The 21,422-nt window shown below is 67.1% G+C and carries 16 protein-coding genes; 7 read left to right on the forward strand and 9 right to left on the reverse strand.

Annotated features, from left to right (window positions below):
• Positions 1 to 197: 197 nt before the first annotated feature.
• On the reverse strand, positions 198 to 1,361 hold the full coding sequence (locus tag BKA25_RS11465; protein ID WP_069849956.1) for an erythromycin esterase family protein: 1,164 nt from the start codon (positions 1,359 to 1,361) through the stop codon (positions 198 to 200).
• Between the two features lie 129 nt (positions 1,362 to 1,490).
• On the opposite strand from BKA25_RS11465, the gene BKA25_RS11470 reads away from it, so the two are divergent.
• On the forward strand, positions 1,491 to 1,862 hold the full coding sequence (locus BKA25_RS11470; protein ID WP_069849954.1) for a nuclear transport factor 2 family protein: 372 nt from the start codon (positions 1,491 to 1,493) through the stop codon (positions 1,860 to 1,862).
• Positions 1,863 to 1,908: 46 nt separating this feature from the next.
• Here the strand turns inward: BKA25_RS11470 and BKA25_RS11475 are convergent, their stop codons facing one another.
• The 6 genes from BKA25_RS11475 to BKA25_RS11500 form a co-directional block, all read right to left on the reverse strand.
• Complete coding sequence (locus BKA25_RS11475; RefSeq protein ID WP_069849952.1) at positions 1,909 to 2,649, reverse strand: alpha/beta fold hydrolase; 741 nt, start codon at positions 2,647 to 2,649, stop codon at positions 1,909 to 1,911.
• A 211-nt stretch (positions 2,650 to 2,860) separates the two neighbouring features.
• A complete protein-coding gene (locus BKA25_RS11480) occupies positions 2,861 to 5,089 on the reverse strand; it encodes a DUF4132 domain-containing protein (protein ID WP_157421113.1) in 2,229 nt (742 codons plus the stop codon).
• 160 nt (positions 5,090 to 5,249) lie between these two features.
• Complete coding sequence (locus BKA25_RS11485) at positions 5,250 to 6,422, reverse strand: acyltransferase family protein (protein WP_069849948.1); 1,173 nt, start codon at positions 6,420 to 6,422, stop codon at positions 5,250 to 5,252.
• A complete protein-coding gene (locus BKA25_RS11490) occupies positions 6,419 to 7,066 on the reverse strand; it encodes a TetR/AcrR family transcriptional regulator (RefSeq protein ID WP_069853762.1) in 648 nt (215 codons plus the stop codon). The genes BKA25_RS11485 and BKA25_RS11490 overlap by 4 nt, the downstream gene beginning before the upstream one ends.
• 142 nt (positions 7,067 to 7,208) lie before the next feature.
• Entirely contained in the window at positions 7,209 to 7,949 is a 741-nt protein-coding gene (locus tag BKA25_RS11495; RefSeq protein WP_069849946.1) for a helix-turn-helix domain-containing protein, read from the reverse strand.
• Between the two features lie 32 nt (positions 7,950 to 7,981).
• Entirely contained in the window at positions 7,982 to 8,173 is a 192-nt protein-coding gene (locus BKA25_RS11500; protein ID WP_069853761.1) for a DUF4177 domain-containing protein, read from the reverse strand.
• 229 nt (positions 8,174 to 8,402) lie between these two features.
• On the opposite strand from BKA25_RS11500, the gene BKA25_RS11505 reads away from it, so the two are divergent.
• A complete protein-coding gene (locus BKA25_RS11505; protein ID WP_069849945.1) occupies positions 8,403 to 9,977 on the forward strand; it encodes an alpha/beta hydrolase in 1,575 nt (524 codons plus the stop codon).
• Between the two features lie 109 nt (positions 9,978 to 10,086).
• On the opposite strand, the gene BKA25_RS11510 is transcribed toward BKA25_RS11505, so the two are convergent.
• Positions 10,087 to 11,079 carry an alpha/beta hydrolase gene (locus tag BKA25_RS11510; RefSeq protein ID WP_269466147.1) on the reverse strand — a complete coding sequence of 331 codons (993 nt, stop codon included), beginning with the start codon at positions 11,077 to 11,079 and terminating at the stop codon, positions 10,087 to 10,089.
• Positions 11,080 to 11,325: 246 nt separating this feature from the next.
• Here BKA25_RS11510 and BKA25_RS11515 point away from each other — a divergent pair, with 246 nt between their 5' ends.
• From BKA25_RS11515 to BKA25_RS11535, 5 genes are all read left to right on the forward strand, one after another.
• Entirely contained in the window at positions 11,326 to 11,910 is a 585-nt protein-coding gene (locus BKA25_RS11515) for a DUF3885 domain-containing protein (protein ID WP_069849941.1), read from the forward strand.
• A gap of 222 nt (positions 11,911 to 12,132) precedes the next feature.
• A complete protein-coding gene (locus BKA25_RS11520; RefSeq protein WP_172803804.1) occupies positions 12,133 to 13,374 on the forward strand; it encodes an MFS transporter in 1,242 nt (413 codons plus the stop codon).
• A 479-nt stretch (positions 13,375 to 13,853) separates the two neighbouring features.
• Positions 13,854 to 16,589: a M48 family metalloprotease gene (locus tag BKA25_RS11525; RefSeq protein ID WP_172803803.1), complete on the forward strand. Its 2,736-nt coding sequence runs from the start codon at positions 13,854 to 13,856 to the stop codon at positions 16,587 to 16,589.
• 473 nt (positions 16,590 to 17,062) lie between these two features.
• The gene (locus tag BKA25_RS11530) at positions 17,063 to 18,955 is read left to right on the forward strand and encodes an alkaline phosphatase (protein WP_069849937.1); all 1,893 of its coding nucleotides are present in this window, start codon (positions 17,063 to 17,065) and stop codon (positions 18,953 to 18,955) included.
• A 136-nt stretch (positions 18,956 to 19,091) separates the two neighbouring features.
• Positions 19,092 to 20,309: a COG1470 family protein gene (locus BKA25_RS11535; RefSeq protein WP_069849936.1), complete on the forward strand. Its 1,218-nt coding sequence runs from the start codon at positions 19,092 to 19,094 to the stop codon at positions 20,307 to 20,309.
• 65 nt (positions 20,310 to 20,374) lie between these two features.
• Here BKA25_RS11535 and BKA25_RS11540 read toward each other — a convergent pair whose 3' ends face one another.
• Complete coding sequence (locus tag BKA25_RS11540) at positions 20,375 to 21,301, reverse strand: NmrA/HSCARG family protein (RefSeq protein WP_069849934.1); 927 nt, start codon at positions 21,299 to 21,301, stop codon at positions 20,375 to 20,377.
• Positions 21,302 to 21,422: the final 121 nt, after the last annotated feature.

Here is a 21,422-nt window from a genome sequence, read left to right on the forward strand (position 1 = left end):
ACCCGGCGGTGCGCACCGGTACGCCGAGGATGCCGAGAAGACCTCGTCGGGGCGACGACGGCGTCGAGGACGGCTGCACGATGTTCACTGCGCTATCGCTTCAGTTCTTATCGAAAATCAATCTCTCCGGAGGGTCGAGACTTCGGTGCGATCGAGTGGCGCGAGCGGGGCGATTCCCCGCTCGGGTCGCTAAGTGATCATCCGAGTGATTCGGTGGGGGTGATGGCGGGGACGTACACCAGCGCATCGAAGCTGTCCCGAAGGGAGGGGAGTTCGAGGTAGTGCTCGGCGTCCTCGGCGGGATCGTAGAGCCCGGAGATGAGCCGGGTCGGCCACGAGCGTTCGAGTTCGACCGCAATCGATGCCGGTGCCGGTGTGCGCAGGTCGAGTGTTCGGGGGTCGTGGGCCGCAGCGAGTTGAGCATCGATCGAATCCGTCTGCGGGGCGGGGATGTCGCCGGTGACGATCCGACCGTGTCCGAAGGTGATGTGGACCGCCACGTAACCATCGCCGAGCGTGTCCCGCAGGTGCGCACCGAGCATGGGACCGGGGTGCGCGGCGACGTGGGCGCTGCCCTCCCACAGCACGATCCGCGCCCCGGTGCGCCGATGATGATCGAGAAGCCGACGAGCGGCGGCGCGTTCCTCCCTCGCCATGTCGTAGCCGACGCCGATGGCGTTGGCATGAAACCCCACGACGGCATCGAGTAGGTCGACTGCGGTATCCCGTTCGGCACTGGGCCGCAGTCTCGACGCGATGGCGCGGGCAGAACGTGCGAGGTCTACGAACGGCACGCCCGGATGGTTGCCCCGGGCGCGCAGGACGTGTTCGCCGCTGTCATGCGCCGGGCGGATGAGGTCCAGAAGAGCCTGCACCTCGGCGGCTGCGCGCGCATCGAGGCCGGTCAACAACTCGACGATGCGGTCGTAATCGGTGACGAGAACCCGGGTGCCCGCGATGCCGATGACGCGGACCGGAGCCTCGGGGTGGGCTTCGTTCCGGGCGCGCAGCCGGTCCAGCATTCGCCGTAGCTCCGCGATCCGCCACGGACCCCACGCTTGGGCGAGTGCCTGGTCGATGTCGATGTCCTGCCCGATCACGTACCGGTCGTACCGGTCGACGACGCATTGATCGTCGAGCACGGCGATGGTCGTGAACCCGCTGTCGAGTAACCGCCAGGTGGCGTCGGTCACGACGTCGAAGACCTCGCGTGCCGCGCGGGTGCTCATGCCGAGGCCGACGATCCGGGCATCGCGGGCGAGTCCGCCGATCACTTCGGGGCGCAGGCCGCTCTCCTGCGTGGCGAGCCACTCGGCGAGCGGGTGTGTCGAGGCCGGGTCGGGGATTCGGTGTGCGTTCATGCCCCGAGCCTGGACCCCGAATATTGGTTGAGGTCAAGTTCGGTCCGCAGCACACCGGCGGTACTCGGTGCCGTCGTGGAGCGAGTCGGAGGGTCGGTCTCCCAATGCCACCGGATAGCATCCGCAGGCATGGATCTTTCGGAACTGTTGCGGCTGGAGCACGCGGGCTGGGAATCGTTGTGCGCGGGCACCGGCGCGGACTTCTACGGCAAACTCATGACCTCGGATGCCGTCATGGTGCTTGCACACGGCTTCGTCCTCGACCGGGAGGCGGTTCTCGCCTCGCTCAACGATGCGCCGCCGTGGCAGACCTACTCGATCAGCGACGAGCGCCTGGTAGAGGTGGCCGAGGACACCGCAATCCTCGTCTACACCGGCCGCGCCTCCCGGGACGACGACCAGCCGGAGTTCCACGCGCTGATGTCCACCGTCTACACCCGCCGCGATGGTCGATTGCGAATCGCTCACTACCAGCAGACGCCCGTGCCGCCGACCCCATGATCGGCGGCACGACGTAGCGACCTTGCAGCTGCCCGGGGCCCCTCAGCTACCGGCCCTCGCCGAGCAGCGTGCCGATCCGCTTGGCCAGCCATTCGGGTCGCTGCAGCGGAATGCCGTGCCCGCAGCCCTCGACGATCTCCAGTTCGCCGGCGGGCAAGGCCTGCTGCAACCGCTGTGCGGACTCCTTCATGACGCCGCGTTCCTTCTGTCCGGCGAGCACGAGCGCCGATCCGGGGTAGTCCGACCATGCCGGTGGGATGGTGAACCGGATGTTGTCGTCGACGACCTTGGTAAGGGTCGACGTCGTCAGTTGGGTCGAGGTCTGCAGATAGTCATCGATCAGCTCCTCGGGAATGAACAGCTCCTTGGCCTGTGCCCGGGCGAATTTGGGGTTCTTCGCCAGCGGCGCTGCGGCGGACAGCAATCCGATGGTGAGTTTGGGTAGCCGCGTCGGCTTCGCCTGGGCGCTGATGACCACGGCGTGCGAGACGCGGTCCGGTGCGATTGCGGCGAGTTGCACCGCGAGCTGGGCGCCGAAGGAGAACCCCACCACGGCGAACGGGCGATCGACCTCCGATTCGAGGTAGCGCAACAGCTCCGCTGCGGTGTGGTCCCTGGAGACGAACGGTTCCGAGGCGCTGCCGTCATGGCCGGGTAAGTCCGGGACGATCAGCTCCAGCGTGCTCGGCAGATGCTGCCGGAGTGGTCTCCACATCCACCCCGCGACCCCGCCGCCGTGCAACAGGACCACTGGAGTCCCGGTTCCCCGCACATGTTCGATATGCACTGCTTAACTCCGTTCGATCCGGTCTTGCTTGCTCGCCGCAGGGACCGACGAAGTCTCCGTGCCACCACCCGTGCCCCCCAGCAACTACCGAGACAGTCTGCCGAACGGTCGAGAACCCCTGACGACCATCCCGCTCACACCGACCGCCGAGGTATCAGCGTGGCCTCTGCGGCGATTGCAGGGTTCCGTCCCACCGGCAGTGAGGATGCCGCTAACGCTGCTCGGTCAAACCGAGCAGGTCCCCGAGGATCTCCGAGGTCGTGATCGGGTCAAGGCTCCCGAAGAGCGCCGAGTCCGCAGGGCGACGTTCCCCGCCGTAGTTCTCGCTGCCGATCCAGATCGCGGTCACCTCCTGGTCGGACATATCGGCGGCCGAGTACGGCCCGACCCCCACACCCGGGTAGAGCTCGACGATCACCGCTTGCCCATCGCCCAACGGGCGGGTGATCCACGGTTGGCCGCCGCCGTCCTGCGGTTCGGCGCGAACCCAACCGCGAGGTACCAGGCCGAGGATGCGAGCGGGTTCGATCGTGATGCCATCGAGTCGAGACAGCGTCGGCGCGGACCGTTCTGCCTCGGACAGGACGTGCACCGCCCGGCCCAGCTGCGGAAAGGGCTGCAGGATCTTGTAGTCGCCGAGCACACCAGCCCAGGCCTTGATGGTGTCCTCGCTCAGGTGTAGCCGGTGGGCGAGGCGGATCTCCGTATCTGCGGGAAAGGTGATGGTCTCGTCTTGGGCGTCGGCGAAGGTGCCGTCCTCGGCGACTCGGAAACTCGAGGCCGGCTTGCCGCCGGTGGTCTCGGCCAGCCACACGAGCCTGCGGACCAGGTGAGACACCAGTGGGTGGTCGACCAGGTAATCGCGGAATTCCTGGTCACTCCAGCGTCGGCCGACGACCATCGCCTGCTCCAGCCTGCGGAGTTGATTGGCGGCGAGGGTCCGCACGTCCTTCTTCAGCGCGGCGAATCGGGCGTATGCCTGTGGGGCGAGTTCCGCATCATCGCGGGCCCCGGGCTTGGGCAGGGACTTGCGGATCTTTCCGGCGTCGTCGGTGAGGACGGGCTTGAGAGACTCGTCGAAACCGACGGTGAAACGTCGGGGTCCGTAGTCCAACGTCAGGGTGCCCGTGGAGTCCAATCCGCAGTCGGGCACGAGTCGGTCGGCGAGTTGTTCGGGACGCAGACCGCGCTCGTCGGCGACCGAGGCCATCTTCGCGATGGCGTGCTTCTTCAGGCCGGTGAACTTGACGTTCTGCGAGATCGCGTGCAGATGCATCAATGCGACATCGGTGCCGATGGTGGCGAGTACATCCAGGCCGGTCAGCGCGCGCCGGTGCTGCCCGTCGCCGGGCCACGCCCGGATGAGCCGGGTGAGTCGTCGCACGGTCTCGTCGTCGCCCAACCAGCCCAGCGCCGTCAGCACCCAGCCGTCCTTACTGGGCATGTTGGCGAGTTGCCATTCCTGGAACAGCCGCCAAGCCCACTCGGCCAGTGGGGCGGGCTCGCAGACCTCGCGGACGACGTCGATCCCGGCGTACCTCTGATCCGGGGTGGAGATCGACAACATGGTGATCAGATGCCCGACGCCATCGGAAGGTAGGGCGGCTTTCCGGCCACGCAGCGGGATCTGGGGAAGTAGCCGCGGATCGAGCCAGTCGCCGATCTTGGGGGGATTCTTCGGCAGGATCTCGAGCGGGTCCACTGCCAGCATGGCCGCCACGGCCGCCGCCGCCTGCTCGCTGTGCTCGGCCGCGACCGCGATCACCTCGTCGGTCCGACCGAACAACCGCAGGAGCGCCTCGGCGTGGCGCCGTCGGCCTCCGGCCGGACCGAACGCGGCGGGTAGGAGCGTGCGGACTGCGGCGATTCCATGACGTTCGAGCCAGTCGACGACGACCGGGCGCATCGCCTTGCGCTGCCCGAACCACTCCGCCATCTGGGAGGCGATGGTCGTATCGACGAAGGGCGACGCCCAGGTCGCCTCGGTCGCCACGTTCTTGCGGCCGCGATAGATCGGTGCCTCCAGAAGCGATAACGCGGCATGTCCGTATCGGGAGAGCAGCCCGCAACCGTCCGCCGTGGTGCACCGGAACAGGGCCGTTCGGCTGTGGAACAGCGAGTCGGCGATCTCGTCGGGAGCTTCGATGAAGAAGGACTGATGCCGGTACGTCGGCAAGGTGCCCGCCCGGTACTCGGCAGCCAACCGATCCCAGTCCGTGTCGGCCGGGTAGACAGCGCTGTGCGTCCTCGACCAGGATTCCCGCTCGCCGTCCCGCCACGTCGCCGAAGGCGCGGGCGGCGCCAAGTCCGGGATCACCACGCTTGGAGTGCGCCGCTGTTTCGCCGATACCGTCCAGGGCGGGCTGACCAGGATCTCGGGCAGTTCATCGTATCCGGCGGCGGGAAGGACGGGGGCTAGCTCCGATACGACCTGGGTCAACGCCAACGCTCCTTGATCGGAAACGGAATGGTGGCGACCTTAGCCGGCGGGCCGGACAGCTTTGATCTTGGTCGTAGCACGGTGTCAGCCAGCCGATGTGGGCGGTCGCCTGCTCGCGAACCAGCAGGCGACCATCGGGCGGGCAGTCGGAACCTCTAGGTCACAACACCTTCTTGGCGCCGGGCAGCGCGCGAACACAATGGGCGAACAGCCAGCACAGCGGCACCCCCAGCGCCGCCAGAACGCCGAACTTCACTACAGCGGGCGCCGCTACGCCACTGAGTGCATAGCCCAGTGCGACCAGCACGAGCGCGTGGGTGAAGTAGACGGTGTAGGCGCGCTCCGAGAGGAACCGGCCTCGGCTTCCCTGGCGGGGGAGCCGATCGCGGAATAGCACCAGCAGCGCCAGCAGCAAGCCGACGGCGACCGCCGATTCGCAGACCGCCATCACGAGCGAATGCAGGCTGCCGAGACCCACCCAGGCATCGCCCGTCGACTGGAACATGGCGACGACTCCGGCCGCGCCCAGGACGGCACCGGCGAAGCCGAGATACCCGACCGACTTGGGCAGGCCCTCGATCCAGCTTCGGCGTGCGGCGATCAGGCCGACGACGAACAATCCGGTGTACTGCGGCAGATAGGCCACCGTGGGTAGACCCAGGATCGGAACCGAGGTGCCGATCGGTACCACCATTCGCCAGAGATAGGTCACCAGCGCCAAGCCGACGGCGAACCCGAGGATGGCGAGTGTGCGGGCGTTGCCGATCAATGGGGCAGGCTGTCTGCGGACGGGATCGTGCGAGTTCTTCCGCAGACGCCGGAAAAGCAGGTAACCGGCGCTGAACACCAGCAGTAACTCGACGAACCACATCGGACCGGGATCCCAGGAGAACAGGTAGAACAGCCAATAGGGCAGTTCGATTCCCTGCTGGGCGACCTCGTCTCGAATCGGCGGATAGAACCCGTAATTGACCAACGGGCGCAGCAACACGACGAAGATGAGCAGTGGGATACCGAGGCGAACCAGTCGATCCTTGAAGAATCGGCCCGCGCCCTTGCGATCGTAGGATCCCGGCACGAAGAGCCCCGAGATGAAGAAGAACGCGCCCATGAAGAACGATTGGTTGATCATGAGCATGCCTGCGAGGAAGTCTGCGGAGGGGTCGGTCACCGGTTCGCTGTAGAACCACACCATCGGAATGCCGCTGTAAGTCCCCGCAGCGTGATGGACCACGACGAGCACTGTCAGCGCGATACGCAGGTTGTCGAGGTAGAACAGCCTCGGTCGGGTTGTGGCCGGCGGCGAGACGATCGACCGCGTTTGCTCGCTCATCTCGCCGTCCTTCCCGCACCGCTGTCGGCGCGCACGGCCTGCTCGAACAGATCCGCGAGTTGCTCGGCATGTGCCGCGATGTCGTGGTCGGGATATTCGCCGAGGTAGGACACCATGGCGTCGATGGCCGCCTCCAGGCTCACCGCCATGACCCGGGTGTCGAACTGTCGGAACTCACCCGCCTCCTGACCTGCGCGGAAGATCTCCTCCTGGCTTCGGTAGAGATCCTCGTTGAAGGCGTGGCCGTAGAGCAGCCGGCCGTCTGCCCCTCGCGCATTGCTGAAGATCTCCGCCAGGGCGAGAAGCTGGGCGCGATTCCCGTCCACGTATTCGGCGACGGCTCGGATCCGGCTGCGAAGCTTGCCGGTCGCCGTGGTCTCGGGCGCCACCCGGGGAACCACGAACTCGACCATCTCGCGGTAGATCGTGCTGACGAGTTGGTCGACCAGTTCGTCCTTGCCCGCGAAATGGTAGGAGATCACCCCCTTGCTGATGCCGACCCGCTCGGCGATGCGAGCCAATGAGGTGCTGCCGTAGCCCACCTCGGCGAAGGTCTCGACCGCACCTCGGATGATCTGTGCCCTCCGGACATCCTCGATCACCGACCGGCGTTTCTGGCCGGGTGGCTCATTTTCTGACCGCATGGCCAAAAAATAGCACGACTGGTCAGATCGCCGGGTTCGAAGTGCCGAATACGGGAGTGCTGTGGTGCTGAGCTGGTGCGGCGCGGCCATGCTCCACGGCAGTCGCGTCACGCTTGGCCGCTCGATGGGCCGGCGGCAACGATCAGCGATGACCGCTGGAGATCACCGCATTGGTCTTGAGGATCGCGTGGATGCGTTGCAGCACGTCGAGCTGCGCCGGGTTGTACACCTCGGTCAAGCCCAGGATGATGGCGAACTTCGCGGACGTCGACTGCCCCGAGATCATCTGATCGGGATTCAGCGCGTCGGGGTGGTCGCGATGCCTCTGGAGGAGCTCGGTGCCGTAGTGCTCGGCGACGCGTGCTCGCTCCTCCTCGGCCGCATCCGAGGGCAGGGCGTTGAAGTCCATCTCGATCGGGGTGCGTGGGTTCGCCAGACTCGCACGCACGGCCGCCATCGCCGAGGGCTTCAGGACTCGCGAGTAGACCATGACCAGAGCACGGTCGGCATCCGACATCTCGATGTCGATCGAGGCGAACTCGGCAGGCAGGTCTGGCGAGACCCGGTGTCGGCGCAGCAATGCCAATTCGGCCCGCAACTGCTGTTGACGTTGGATGCTCGCCGCCAACTCGGCGTCGAGAGCGCGCAGCGCCTGATCGGTGTTCTCCTCCGACTCCTCCATGGTCGCGATGTCGGATAACGGCACGCCCAGGTCGACGAGCCTGCGGATTCGCAGCAGGCGGACGAGGTGGCGGAATTGATACTGCTTGTAGCCGTTGGTGCCCCTCGCTGGTTCCTCCAGCAGGCCGATTCGGTGGTAGTAGCGGATGGCTTTCACCGTGGTGCCAGCCAGCTCGGCCAGTTGCGGTGTGCTCCACGCCATCCGTCGGGCTCCTCGTGTGGTCGCTGTCGGGATCAGGGGCGTGGTCGCTTGACGATGATGCTGATCTCGACGGTCTGGCCTGGCCCGATGTTCGGCGCGATGGTACTGACCGTCTCCCAGCCCTGACGGCCGAGTTCGTTCAGATCCTCCTCGATCTGATGGAGGTCGAAGCCCTTCCACTTGCTCGGATAGGTGAGCACCCTGTGCTCCCAGTTGGTGGCCATGTCCGCGTTCCCTCCGGAGTAGGTGACGGCGAGGAACGGATGAGACACCCTGCCCCTGGGGCAGGGTCAACTCGCAATCGATGAGATCCCACGCTTGACCCTGCCCCGAGGGCAGCGGATCCACTCTCGTCGGTTCGGTGATCGACCGGACTGATGGCCGAGTGCCGACGACTCGGCCGTCCCGCTGGACCGCGCTCCTGGTGCGGCGCACCTATCCGTGAGGACTCCGATGACCGTTCGATCCCCAGCGCGTCGAGTGCTGGCCAGAACCGCGACCGCCTTACTCGCCCTGCCGCTGCTGGCCTGTGGTGCGACGACTCCCGGCGGTGGGGCGCCGCCGACCGGGGACGCTCCGCCTGCCGACCTCGCAGGCTTCTACGGCCAGGCGATCGAGTGGGAGGAGTGCGCCCAATACGCCACGACCTCTATCGAAGGAGCCGTCTTCGCCGCCACCGAGGGAGCCGAATGCGGTCGGCTCGACGTGCCGTCGAACTACGCCGATCCGACCGGTGCGACCGCCGAGATCGCCGTTCTGCGCGTTTCTGCTCGGGGTGAGCCGACCGGCTCCCTGGTGTACAACCCCGGCGGCCCGGGCGGATCGGGCCTGTTCGGCGCTGCGGCGATGGCCATGACGCTCGCCGAGAATCCGCTGACCGAGAAGTTCGATCTGGTCGGCTTCGACCCGCGTGGCGTGGGGGCGTCTACCCCGGCCATCGACTGCTATTCCGACGAGGAGGCCGATCGCCACGCCGTGCCGCTGACGGCATTCGAGACCAGTGTGCAATGGACCAGCGACGACACCAGAGCACTCGTCGAACGGTGCGCGGCGGGCTCCGGCGGGGCGGAGTTCCTCGCCCAGGTCGGAACCCGCGATGTCGCGCGCGACATCGACGTGTTGCGCGCGGTCCTCGGCGATGAGGAACTCAACTTCCTCGGACAGAGCTACGGCACCAGGCTCGGCGCGGTGTATGCCGAACAGTTCCCGCAGAACGTGCGAGCGATGGTCTTGGACGGTGGCATCGACCCGAAGCAGGGCACCGTCGAGCGCAGGGTCGACGCCTATACCGGTTTCCAGGGCGCCTTCGAGCGGATGGCCGCCTTCTGCGCGACGCAGCAGGACTGCCCCCTCGGTACCGATCCTGCGAACGCGACCCAGGCGTTCCAGGAGATCGTCCGCCCGCTCTTGAACGCACCCGTGCCTGCACTGCACGGCGAGATCGGCTTCGACGAAGCGGTCTCGGGGGTGATCTCGGGACTCTACGACCAGAACGCGTGGCCTCGGATCATCGCGGGCCTCACCGAGATCACGCAGGGACGTGGTGACGAACTGCTCCAACTCGGCTACGACTTCGCGATGCGCGATCCCGAGGGTGCCTGGCCGAACTTCTACGAGGCCAACTATGCCGTCAACTGCATGGACGAGGAGCGGCTCAGCCCCGAGGAGGGCGCGGAACTGCGTGCGGCGATCTTCGCAGCCGCCCCGTTCATGGACCCGGGCATCGAGCTCGTCGGAGCACGGGACGGCTGCGAGCACTGGCCCGCCGAACCGAACCTCGGATACCCCTACGCCGACGACGTCTCCGGACTCACCGACACCCTCGTCGTCTCGATCACCGGCGATCCCACCACACCCCACGCCGGGGCCCTCAGCCTCGCCGACTCGCTCGGCAGTGCGCTGCTGACCGTGGAAGGCGAGGGACACGGCGTTGTCGGTACCGGCGCCAATGCCTGCGTGAACGACATCGTGGCCGCCTATCTGATCGATCTCGAACTTCCCGGAGAGGGCGCGACCTGCTCCCCCTGAGGCGTCTGCTCGACACCGTGCGCGTGACCGGGAACGGATAGGCCCCGCTGAACCGACGATCGGTCCAGCGGGGCCTCTCCTCGATCACAGCGAAGAGCCCGCGCGGGCGTTACGCCTTGCGGAGGCGGGCGATGATCCCGTTGAGGTCCTCGGTGAACACGTCGCGGCGGAACACATGGCCGCCGCCCACCTCCCGCCGATCATGCGGGATGCCCGCCGCGCTCAGGGCCGCGCCGAACTGGCGTTGGGTGTTCAGCACGTTGACCTCGTTGACGGTGTCGAACCAGTTGACCGGGTCGGGGCTGGTGCCCGCCACCATGAAGACCCGCTTGCCCCGGTAGCTCTCGACCCGCTCGACCGGGTTGTCGGCACTGACCCGGGCCTGATCCCAGAGTGGCACGCCATAGACGCTGCCGCCGCCCAACTCCAGGGTCGCCGAGGTGGCATTCGCCCAGTGCGTGATGATCTCGCCCTCTTGGCGCAGGCTGCCCGGACCGGAATAGGAACTCACCGAGGCGAAGTGACCCCAGTACTTCGCGGTGTACTTCAGCGCGCCGAAACCGCCCATCGAGAAACCCGCCACGGCGCGGCCATCGAATTCGTCATAGGTCCGGAAGTTCGCATCGACCCAGCGCAGCAGCTGTTCGATGTGGAAGTGCTCCCAGTCCCTCGGCCCGACGTTCGTGCTGACCGGATTCGAGTACCAGCCCGCGCGTCCGCCATCGGGCATCACGACGATGATCGGCTTACCCGCGGTGAGGCCGCGAATGTCATGGTGGGCATCGAAGGTGATGAAGTCCTCCATCCCACCATGCAGCAGATAGAGGACGGGGTAGTGGCGCCCGCTGGTGTGATAGTCGTCGGGAAGCAGGATGTTGACCGCGGGTTCCCAGCCGCCGATCGAGGCCGTCGCGAATCGGTAGTACTGCATGCGACCCGCGACGGGGCCACCGTCCACGACTCGCAGGCCGAATCCGTCCTGGTTCTGGGCCGTGGCGGTGGAGGCGGTCGCGCCTAAGGCGACACCGCTGAGGGCCATCGCCGCGGTCATTCCCCCGACCGCCTTGAAGATGCCGCGTCGGCTGAGATGGTGCTCGCTCAAGATTCCTCCCGAATCGTGATGACATGCGGCCAGTAATCGTTACTTTCCGCGCTTGAATGATTACCAGAACGGGAAGCGTTGCGAGATGGGAATGAACAAACAGGGGTGGATGGTTGCCGGTTGTTCACGGTTGGGCGGCTGCGGACACCGTGGACGACCCGATCCGGAGCCCTGCGTTGGTGACGGATTCGAGCCCGCGACACTCCTTCCGGGGTGAGAAAAGCCGCACCATGAAGAGGAGCGCGGATGACTTCGGCGACGGTCGACACCGCTGCGCTGACGGAACTCTGGGACCGGCGCTGGCCGGGGCAGTCGAAGCTGCCCTACGAACTGCGCGATGCCCGCGATCGCTGGGTCCGATTCCACGCGCTGCCGGAGTCGAAGCGCTATCCCGAACGGGAGTCCGAGTACGCCACCGTGCTGCGCAGGCACAACACCGTCTTGACGGAGTTGGCCGATGGCGGCGACCTCCTACTGATGACCTCGGGCTACTCGGACGGCCCGGAGCAGGCCGGCGCGGCGGCAATGGTGCCTGCACACCGAGACGCGGCGTACTGGACGACGATCTGCATCGATGATCAACCGCCGTTCGAGAGCTACCTGCACCTGTTCGTCAGCCGGATCCCATGGTCGCCGGGCGCGTTGGATCCGTTGCTGCGCCAGGTCGCCGACTGGGCCATCGCCAACGTGGTGGTGGCCGATGTCGATCTGCGCTGGTTGTATCACCCCTACGACGGCGGCATGGACGTCATCCTGGGCTCGTCGTGCGCCCGCGACGAGCTACGGGAACGCCATCGTGACTGGCTCTCCCAGCGTTCTGACGGAATGTGATCGCGGGCTGAGGACGGTTCGGCGTCCAGAAAGTACACGGCGCGACGCGACGATGGGTTGCGACAGCCAGAAATACCGTGCCGCATCCTCGCGTCATCGAGCACAATCGGTTCCGTTCCGACGATCAGGGACCGGTTCTCCCCGTTCGTCGCGGACATCGCCCCGCGATCCGACCAGACAGCAAGGCGGCACCATGGACCTCCACATTCTGCGGCCAGCGCGGTGACCACGAACGCCGAGTCGACCAAGGCCGGTGTGGACCGCGTCCACCGCAGAACGCTGCGATTGCTGTTCTGTACCCAGATCGTCGCCGGGGTAGGGACCGCGATCGGGATCGCGGTGGCGGTGTTGACGCTCGCGGGGTTGTCCGGTTCCGCCGCCATCGGCGGGATGGGGCAGACCGCACTGGTGGCGGGTACCGCGCTGTTGGCGTTGCCGTTCGCGCAGCTGGCCGATCGGGCGGGCAGGCGGGCCGCGCTGGTCGCCGGGTTCGCCATCGCGACGCTGGGTGCGGTGCTCGCGGTGGTGTCCGTGCATCTCGCGTCGTGGCCGATGCTCCTGGTCGCTCTGGTCCTGTTCGGTGCGGGCAACGCCTCGGCCTTGTCCTCCCGATACGCCGCCGTCGACCTGTCCGGGCCGGACCGCCGGGCCAAGGACCTGTCGTGGATTCTGTGGGCGACCACGATCGGTTCGCTGATCGGCCCGAACCTGGCCGCCGCCACCGAACCCATCGCGGAGGCGATGGGGATCGCGGGGCGCGCCGGGCCGTTCGCGTTGGCCGCCGTGGCTTTCGCGGTGACGGCGTCGGCCATCGGAATCGGACTGCGGCCGGATCCGCTGTTGATCGCGCGGCAGCGGGCGGTTCGGCCTGCGGCGCCGCGACAGCGTGGGGTACGCGGGGCGCTGGGGGTGATCGCGAGCTCTGCCGATCTGCGGGTCGCGCTGGCCGGCTTGGCCTTGGCGCAGTGCGTGATGGTGGCGTTGATGAGCATGACCCCGGTTCACCTGCAGCACGGTCATGCGAGCCTCGGCGTGGTCGGCCTACTGATGAGTCTGCACCTTGGCGCCATGTACGCCTTCAGCCCGCTGGTGGGGATGGCGGTGGACCGATTCGGTGCGCGTCGGGTCCTGCTCGTCGGCTGTGTCATGTTGATCGCCTCGGCGTTGAGCTACGCCCTCGGTGGCGACTCCCAGGTCCTGGTCGGCGTGGCGTTGGTGCTGCTGGGCATCGGTTGGTCGTGTGGGCTGGTCAGCGCCTCGGCGCTGGTCACGGCCGCCACCGATGCGGACAACCGTCCCTCGGTGCAGGGCACCAGTGACGTGACGCTCAGCATCGCCAGCGTGGTGGGCAGCATCGGCGGCGGTCTGATCGTCGCGGGCACCTCGCTGACCGTCTTGGCCCTCATCTGCGCGGTCCTCGTGGCACTGTTCGCCGGATACGTGCTGCGGGCCGGATCTCGTTGATCCACTCGTATTCGACGCGGATCAGCGCGACGAGGTGAACGAGACGGCGTATTCCGCGTATCGAATTCGTGCTGGTGGACGGATATTCCGCCGCGTAACTCCGCAAGACCAGCTGCCGGGACGGCGATCCGCAGTGCGGGTTGTGCAATCCCGATAACCGTGGAATGAACTGCGCTTGCGTACCTCTCCGCTGTGAGACGTCTCCGGACCGATGTGGTCGTTCACCCGCGCACAACGGGCCGCGGCTGGAGAATGAAACCTCAGTGGCAATGCGGCTCGGTGTGGCGGCGGGCGCGAACAGTGCAGAACCAGGTTCTCAGTGAGACATTCGAGGGAACGGGCGGAACGTTGTGAGCACGGTGACCGATTCTGTTGCGTCCGCACGGACCTGGGGCGGGTTGAGCACCGGGACGACCCAGCGCTTCGTCCTCTTGATCACCTTGTTCATTGCGAGTTCCCTCGCAATGTTTCCGGTACTTGTGGAGCCATTCACCGCAGGATTGCGCATTGCGGCCGACGGCTGTGCGTTGGCGGCGGGCTACAACCCGGATGCCATCGGTATTTCGAATCAGTTGATCACCGGCACTCCGGCCTTCGAACGATGTCTCGATGAGAACGTCGAAGACCGCATCGGCCTCGCCCTGCCGTACTTCGCTACCGGAATCCTCGTGATTCTCGCAGTCGTACTGTACGTGGTGCTGCCGTATTGGAAGGGACGAGCAAGCCGAGCGACGGCGTTGGCGGCGGTGGACGACCAGGAAGGGTCGTTACGCGCGGAGTTGGTGCGGTTGGCGGCCCACGGAGGATTACGGCGCCTCCCACGCTTCGTCGTGGATCCGACGAGCATGCGCGCGAACGCGATCGTATTCGGGCGGTTGGGTCGGTACACGGTGCGGCTGGATATGGGTCTGGTCGTATTGTTCAATAAGGACCGATCGGCGTTCGAGGCGACGCTGCTCCACGAGTTCGCACACCTTCGTCATCGCGACGTCGACATCACCTATCTCACCGTCGCGATGTGGCGGGTCTTCGCCATCGGAGTGCTCATCCCGTACTCGGCGGTGGCTGGTTGGTACCTTGTCACCGTCGTGTTGCCCGGAACAGCACCGAATTTCTTCGCCACGCAACCGGCGGAGATGGTTCGAATCCTGGCAGCCGGGTTCTTCCTGGTCATCCTTACCTATCTGGCCACGGCCGACCTACTGCGGACCAGGGAGTTCTGCGCCGACATCGAAGCGACTATCAACGGTGCCGATCAGAACTACTGGCTTCGCCATGCCGGTATCACTACCCGACGCGACACTCGATGGCGTGCTGCGCTTTGGGCCATCCGCTCGGTTCTCCACACCCATCCCGACTGGACCGAGCGAATCAACGCCACGCGGAACCCTGCTGCATTGTCCGTCATTCAGGCGATGCCGATGTTCCTGTCCGGCGCCATCACCGTATTCGTGGGGTATTACTTCAGTTTCAACCAGGCCAACCGACTCACCGACGTCGGTGATGTCGTTCGAGGACCCTGGTTCGCGGCGGCGTTGGCACTGGCCGTTGGCGGAGTCGCGGTCTGGCGTGAGGTGGCGCGGTGCATCCGAATCAGTGCACCGCCGCCCTCGGGCCTGCGTGCGGGACTGTGGCTGGGCGCCGGACAACTCGGTGCGGATCTACTGGTGAGCCCCGTGGCCGAGACGGGTTGGCTACCGCCGTTCCCACAGTCGTTCCTGCTGGTGTTGCTGGTTCTGGTACCGGCAGCACTGCTGTGGTGGATCGGCGCCTGCGCCGCATTATGGGGCGGATTGCGGTCGGGTCGATGGCGTGGTGTCGCCGCCGTGGTCACCTTGGCTGTCGGCGGCGCAGGCTTGGCGTGGTGGTTCGACTGGTGGCAGATGGCGGGAAGGTTCTTCGTCGCCGGTCAATCGGTCGCTACCGCCGAGGTACTCGCGATTCTCTACGGTGACATGTCGTCTTCGCCGACCATGAACGTCATCGCAGCGCTGACCCTGCCCGTGCTGTCGCTATCCGCCCAACCGTGGACCATCTGGTTGACCGGTGCGCTCTGGGTTATCCCGCTGGTCGCATTGATCCGGCGATCCCGCGTTACAGCGGCCGGTGGTCGGTCGGCCGGGGTCGTGTCGGGTTGGCTCGGCGGACTCGCGGCGGGAATCGGACTCATCGTCGTTGCGGACAGGGCGTATCGATCGGTACAGCATGACGGGCAGCCGGTGGAACAGGCCGCGACGCTGGCCACCGGCTGGTTCTTCGCCATCCTGTTCTGTACGGCCGTGGTTGCCGCCGTGTCCGCATCCCTCGCCAGCCGGGGCGATGCGGCGATCTCGATGGCGGCGGGTGGGACGGCGATGGCGATCGGTGGTCTGGTCCTCGTCGGACTCGCCGTGGTGAGCGGCTGCGCGCCGTGGTCGACCACCCGCTCGATGTGCCTGTCGATGAGCGACGGGGACCGGCAGGTGCTCGACCTGTTCCTGCCGCAGCTTCTCGCTACGTCCGGGATGGCGACTCTCATCGGCGCTGCGGCGGGCGCGATCGCGGTGCGGCTGGCAGTGCGCGGACCACGCGGACGGGTTGCCGTTTCCAACGCCGCAGCTCGACCGGACCGCGTAGGGGCCCGCCGGGTGGGCACGTCATTGGTGTGTGCGGTCTTGGTCGGCGTCTGCGCAGTGGCTTACCTCGGTACCTCCGGTCGGGAGAGGCCCGGAAGCACCGGGGCCACCGAGCCGGAGTTGTCCGCTCTGTTCGAGCCGCCGAAGTCCGCCGAGTTGCGCGACGTGCAGGTGTGGGCCTGGGCAGCACAGGGTGGCGATGACCTGTTCCGGCTCTACCATTCGACATTGGGTGAGTTGTTCACGAGCGTGGGGTTGGACGGGCGCGCCGATCTCGCTGCTGTGCGGCAGGCCTGTGTTGCCCTGACCGGCCTGTCGGAGCGGGCCGACGCCTATTTTCCGATTCCGGACAGCCACCTGCAGACCGCATGGGCAGCCGCGATGCACGACACCCATCGTGCGGCGCAGACCTGTGTCACCGGCATCGACCGGGATGATCTGGCTACCGTGTCGGAGGCCTTCAACCAATTGATCGCCTCACCGGACGAGCCGACCTGCGTCGAGATCGAGGTGATGCAGGCGACGGTGCGCGCCCAGCAACTACGCGGACTCCCACCCGTTGGGAATCCGGAGTCCCTCCGTGCGCTCTGTCCTCGATGACTGTCGTTGTCGCCGTAGGAGAATCACCGAGGTGCCGGCGAGATGAGCCGGGGACCACTGGGTACCCCCAGCCGAACCATGATGAATATCGCCAGCCGCGCGATTCGGGAAAGGTGATCTGAGGAGACGGGAATGTCCCCGATCCGGCGCCGATGTGGTGGAAGGGATGGCGGCGGTTTTCCTTTTCGGTGGTTGCTTGATTGCGTAGCGTGAGAGCAACAGCGTTCTGGCTCGACCACGATGGCCAGTGTCTTGTTGCCTCGGTTGCCCGAGCCGCGTACTCGGTCCGCTCGAATCGGCTGGCTGATATCTCCATTCGATATCGATTCCGCATGGCGCCGCAAGAGTTGCCTCGCTGGTTCGGTGCCGGCCTCCATTCGTTCACTTCCGCGTTCGGCACTCCCGTTTGTCTGCTCCCGGTGGTCCTCCACCGATTCCATGCTTGAAGCAGTCCTCCCAGCAGGAAAGGGATCATGACGAAAAGCATTCCGCAGCGCCTGTTGTGCGGCGCGGGTGTCGGCGTCCTCACCGCCGGTATCGCGCTCGGCACGACGGCGCCTGCTCTTGCGGAGCAGACCGAGCCGAAGAACATCATCGTGCTCATCGGCGACGGCATGGGCTACAACCACGTGGACGCCGCGAGCCTCTACGAGCACGGTGCCACCTACCGACAGGTGTCCGTCGACCCGGCCACCGGAACCATCGAGCACCAGCCGGGCACGCCCTCGCAGGTGTTCGAGTCGTTCCCCGTCCAGGTCGGGATGTCGACGCACTCGGCGAACGGGCGGGCCGAATACGATCCGCAGGCCGCGTGGTCGGACTTCGACTGGATCGCCGACGGCGCAACGGATTCCGCGGCGGCGGGCACCGCGCTGGCGACCGGATACAAGACCGACAACGGCATCATCGGCGTCACCCCCGACGGCGAGTCGGTCAAGAACGTCGCCGAGCGGGCCGCCGAACTGGACAAGGCCACCGGCGTGGTCAGCTCCGTCCAGTTCTCCCACGCCACCCCGGCGAGCTGGGGAGCGCACAACGCCGACCGCAACGCGGTGCAGAGCATCTCCGACGAGATGATCGCCGGCCCGCTCGACGTCATCGTGGGTGCCGGTCACCCGTTGTACGACGACGACAACCAACTCTTGGACACCCCCCGCTACGACTACCTGAGCGAGGGGACCTGGAACCGGTTGCAGGACGGTCAGACCGGCTTCGAGCTGGTCGAGGAGAAGTCCGACTTCGAGGCCATCGCCACTGGCGAGCGCGTTCCGGAGAAGTACTTCGGCCTGGCCCAGGTCGCCAGCACACTGCAGCAGGCGCGTTCCGGTCACGTCGACGGGGCCCTGCCCTTCGAGGTCGAGCAGAACGACGTCCCCGACCTGGCCACCCTGGCCAAGGGTGCGCTCAACGTCCTCGGCCAGGATGAGGACGGCCTCTTCCTGATGGTCGAGGGTGGCGCGATCGACTGGACCGGTCACGCCAACGAGACCGCGCGCAACATCGAGGAGACCATCGACTTCAACCGGATGACCGAGGCGGTCGTCGTGTGGGTCGAGACCGAGAGCAGCTGGGAGGAGACCCTGGTCATCGTCACCGCGGACCACGAGACCGGTTACCTCGACGGGGCGGACTCCGACCCGACCTGGGCGCCGATCACCGGGGCCAAGGGGCAGCTGCCCGACCAGGGCTGGTACTCCGGCAACCACACCAACCAGCTCGTTCCGGTGTACGCCAAGGGCGCGGGTTCCCAGCGGCTCACCGAGTACGCCACCGGGGTCGACCCGGTCCGGGGCGCCTACCTGGACAACGTCGACATCGCAGGCGTCGCCTTCGATGCCTGGGGCCGGGAAGACGGACCCGATGAGGACGGCATCCCGGTGCGGGCCACCGTGCCGGACGGCACCGAGGCCCCCGGCAGCCTGACGCTGTCGGTGGCCGACTACGGCGACGCGGTGCAGCTGACCGACGCCGAGAACGCGGGCGACCGCCTACGTTCTGCGGGCACGCTTCCGACGGTGTCGGTGACCGACTCGCGGTCCGCCGATGTCGTCGGTGACGGCGGCTGGACCGTCACCGGTCAGTCCTCCGCGTTCACCTCGGGCACCCAGATTGTTCGCGCCGGCCACATCGGCTGGACCCCGGGGCTGGCCTCGGACAAGCCCGGTGTCGAGACCGGCGACCGGGTGGCGACCGTCCTCGACGGTGGTGTCGGCCTGGCGGAGCCCGCAACCCTCGCCTCCGCCGTCTCCGACAGCCGCTTCGGCACCACCGAGATCACCGCGGACCTCGCGCTCGAGGTTCCCGTCGACACGCGGCCCGGCGACTACGCGGGCAGCGTGACGGTCTCGCTCTTCCCGGTGGACTGATCACCGGCTGAGCACCTCGGTGGGTCGGCCGCTCCGGTCGACCCACCGAGTCCCGCCACGGCCTCCGCGCATCGAATCCGTCGGTGGCCTGGCCGTCGCACGACATCGCCAACCCGTCGAAGAAGGACATACCTCGATGATCTCCGTCCGCCGCGCCGCCCGAACCGGGCACCGCCGTCGTGATCTGCCCGAGGGGGTGCCGCACTCCGCCATGGTGCGGACGGCCGCCGGACTGCTCGTGGCGGCGGGCCTGCTGATCACCCCGGTCGCCGCGACGGCGCAGGAGGACGAGACGAACCGCACCACCTGGGCCATCCAACCGTCCGACGGCGAGGAGCCCGACGGTCGAGTGTCGTTCCGGCACGAGGTGGAAGCCGGTGGACACGTCGTCGACCACGTCACCGTCACCAACTTCAGCCCGCAGCCCGCGACCTTCCGGATACACGCCAGCGACGGGGTGGTGACCTCGGACGGCCGATTCGACCTCCTCGCCGACGACGTCGAGCCGGTGGGCTCGGGATCGTGGATCGCGGTGGACGGGCAGGACCCCGGTGCGCCGGTGACCGTGGAGATCGATGCGGACTCCTCGGCGACCGTGCCCTTCGTGATCGAGGTCCCTGCGGATGCGACGCCGGGCGATCACCCGGCGGGCATCGTCGCGGCCCTGGTCGGCGGTCAGGACGCCGTTGCCTTTCACACCCGCGTCGGTGCCCGGCTGCACCTTCGGGTCGCAGGCGACGTCGTCGGCGTCCTCGGCGTCGACGACCTGCGGGTGACCCATCTGCCCTCGTGGAATCCCTTCGCAACCGGCAGCCTGCGCGTCGACTACTCGGTGACCAACGAGGGCAACGTTCGGCTGGGCGCCGCGCCGGAGGTGCGTACCACCGGCCCGTTCGGTTGGGGCGCCCGAGAGGCGACCGCCGAGGAGCACCGGGAGATTCTGCCGGGGCAGCGCGTCACGGGCAGCATCGTCCTCACCGGAGTGTGGCCTTGGGGCAGGTTGTCGACGGAGTTCGCCGTGACGCCGCTGGTCGTGGGGGAGGACACCGTGGACGCCGACCTTGTTCGGACTACCGACTCGGCGGAAACCTGGGCGCTGCCCATTCCGCAGGCGCTGGCGTTGCTGTTGGTGGTGGGTGCGGTGCTGCTGTGGCGTTGGGCGCGAGGTCGTCGAGACGCTCGCACCGAGGCGCGCATCGCCGAGGCCGTCGCGGCCGCGACGGCCGGCTCCGCCGCCGATACCGAATCGACCACCACCGCCTCGACGCCACCCGCCGGGGAGAATCCGGAACCACCGTCGAAGAACGATCAGGACCCAGCCGAGGGAACCGGGGGGTCGGCCACAGATCGGTGAGTCGCGCGGCGTGGTCGCCCGGCACAGCCCACGCAGAGCAGGCTGTGCCGGGCGCGAACCGTCGATTAGGGCCGGGTCCTGCCTGCCGTGCATGCGGGGCCCGCCGATTGCCATGCCCAGGTTCGGAAGTCGGTGGTCGTCAATCCGAGTGCGTGGGCGTGCTCCGGCCGGGCGGGTGCGCCGACCTCGTTGAGCCATTCCTGGTGGCTTACGATCATCGGATCCAGACCGCGCTCGATGGCTTCTGCACTGGTGAGAACCGGTGCATCGACCTGGCGGCCCGATACCTCGGCGAGCACCGCCGCCATTTCGGTCATCGTCAGCAGGTCGCCTGCCAGTTCCACATCCAAGCCATGGAATCGCCGGGGATCGGCGAACACCGCCGCAGCAGCCGCCCCGATGTCCTGCACCGCCACGAAGGAAAGCCGGGTATCGGCCGCGAAGGCCGTGATGAAGCCGGTTTTCTTCCAATCACCGAATAACGGCGACCATTCGAGGAGGTTCTCCATGAAACCGGCGGGCTTGAGCACCGTCCAGTATGGGAATCCCACCTCGCGGACCAGGTCGTCGATGACGGCCTTGCTCTCCCAGTAGTGGCGGTTCCATCGACCCTCGGCCCAGCCCGGTGCCGTGCGATGGTGCTCGCCCGCACCCGAGACGGACGTGTGGACGAACTGCTCCACGCCGGCCTCGTAGGCCGCCCGCACCAGATTGGTGCCTCGGACCGACTCGCCGTCGGAGTCGAGGTCGTCGAGGACCGGGGTTTGGACCGAGAACACCGCGCGGACGCCGGTGGTCGCCGCCTGCAGGGTGGCCGGGTCATTGAGATCTCCCCGGACGAGTTCGGCGCCGAGTGCGGCGACGGCCTGCGCCCGGTCGGAACCCGGGTCGCGGACGAGGGCCCGGACACGGGTGCCTGCGGCGAGCAGCGCGCGGGCGACCGCCCCGCCCTGTTTGCCGGTTGCTCCGGTGACAAGTACCTGATCGGTCATGATCTGCCTCCACAACGAAAACGGGGCGTCCCCCCGGTTTGTCTCCGCTACGATATGGAGGGACACCCCGTTTTGCAAACCTTGGAGGTCTTCGGTGGTTGACGCCGGCACAGGGCGGCCG

This window comes from Actinoalloteichus hymeniacidonis, from assembly GCF_014203365.1.
Classification (GTDB): Bacteria; Actinomycetota; Actinomycetes; order Mycobacteriales; family Pseudonocardiaceae; genus Actinoalloteichus_A; species Actinoalloteichus_A hymeniacidonis.

What these genes read in the sequence shown, in the direction of transcription:
- BKA25_RS11465 (WP_069849956.1), bottom strand. Translation starts at nt 1,361, where the DNA reads ATGAACGCACACCGAATCCCCGACCCGGCCTCGACACACCCGCTCGCC.
- BKA25_RS11470 (WP_069849954.1), top strand. Translation starts at nt 1,491, where the DNA reads ATGGATCTTTCGGAACTGTTGCGGCTGGAGCACGCGGGCTGGGAATCG.
- BKA25_RS11485 (WP_069849948.1), bottom strand. Translation starts at nt 6,422, where the DNA reads ATGAGCGAGCAAACGCGGTCGATCGTCTCGCCGCCGGCCACAACCCGA.
- BKA25_RS11490 (WP_069853762.1), bottom strand. Translation starts at nt 7,066, where the DNA reads ATGCGGTCAGAAAATGAGCCACCCGGCCAGAAACGCCGGTCGGTGATC.
- BKA25_RS11495 (WP_069849946.1), bottom strand. Translation starts at nt 7,949, where the DNA reads ATGGCGTGGAGCACACCGCAACTGGCCGAGCTGGCTGGCACCACGGTG.
- BKA25_RS11500 (WP_069853761.1), bottom strand. Translation starts at nt 8,173, where the DNA reads ATGGCCACCAACTGGGAGCACAGGGTGCTCACCTATCCGAGCAAGTGG.
- BKA25_RS11505 (WP_069849945.1), top strand. Translation starts at nt 8,403, where the DNA reads ATGACCGTTCGATCCCCAGCGCGTCGAGTGCTGGCCAGAACCGCGACC.
- BKA25_RS11515 (WP_069849941.1), top strand. Translation starts at nt 11,326, where the DNA reads ATGACTTCGGCGACGGTCGACACCGCTGCGCTGACGGAACTCTGGGAC.
- BKA25_RS11530 (WP_069849937.1), top strand. Translation starts at nt 17,063, where the DNA reads ATGACGAAAAGCATTCCGCAGCGCCTGTTGTGCGGCGCGGGTGTCGGC.
- BKA25_RS11535 (WP_069849936.1), top strand. Translation starts at nt 19,092, where the DNA reads ATGATCTCCGTCCGCCGCGCCGCCCGAACCGGGCACCGCCGTCGTGAT.
- BKA25_RS11540 (WP_069849934.1), bottom strand. Translation starts at nt 21,301, where the DNA reads ATGACCGATCAGGTACTTGTCACCGGAGCAACCGGCAAACAGGGCGGG.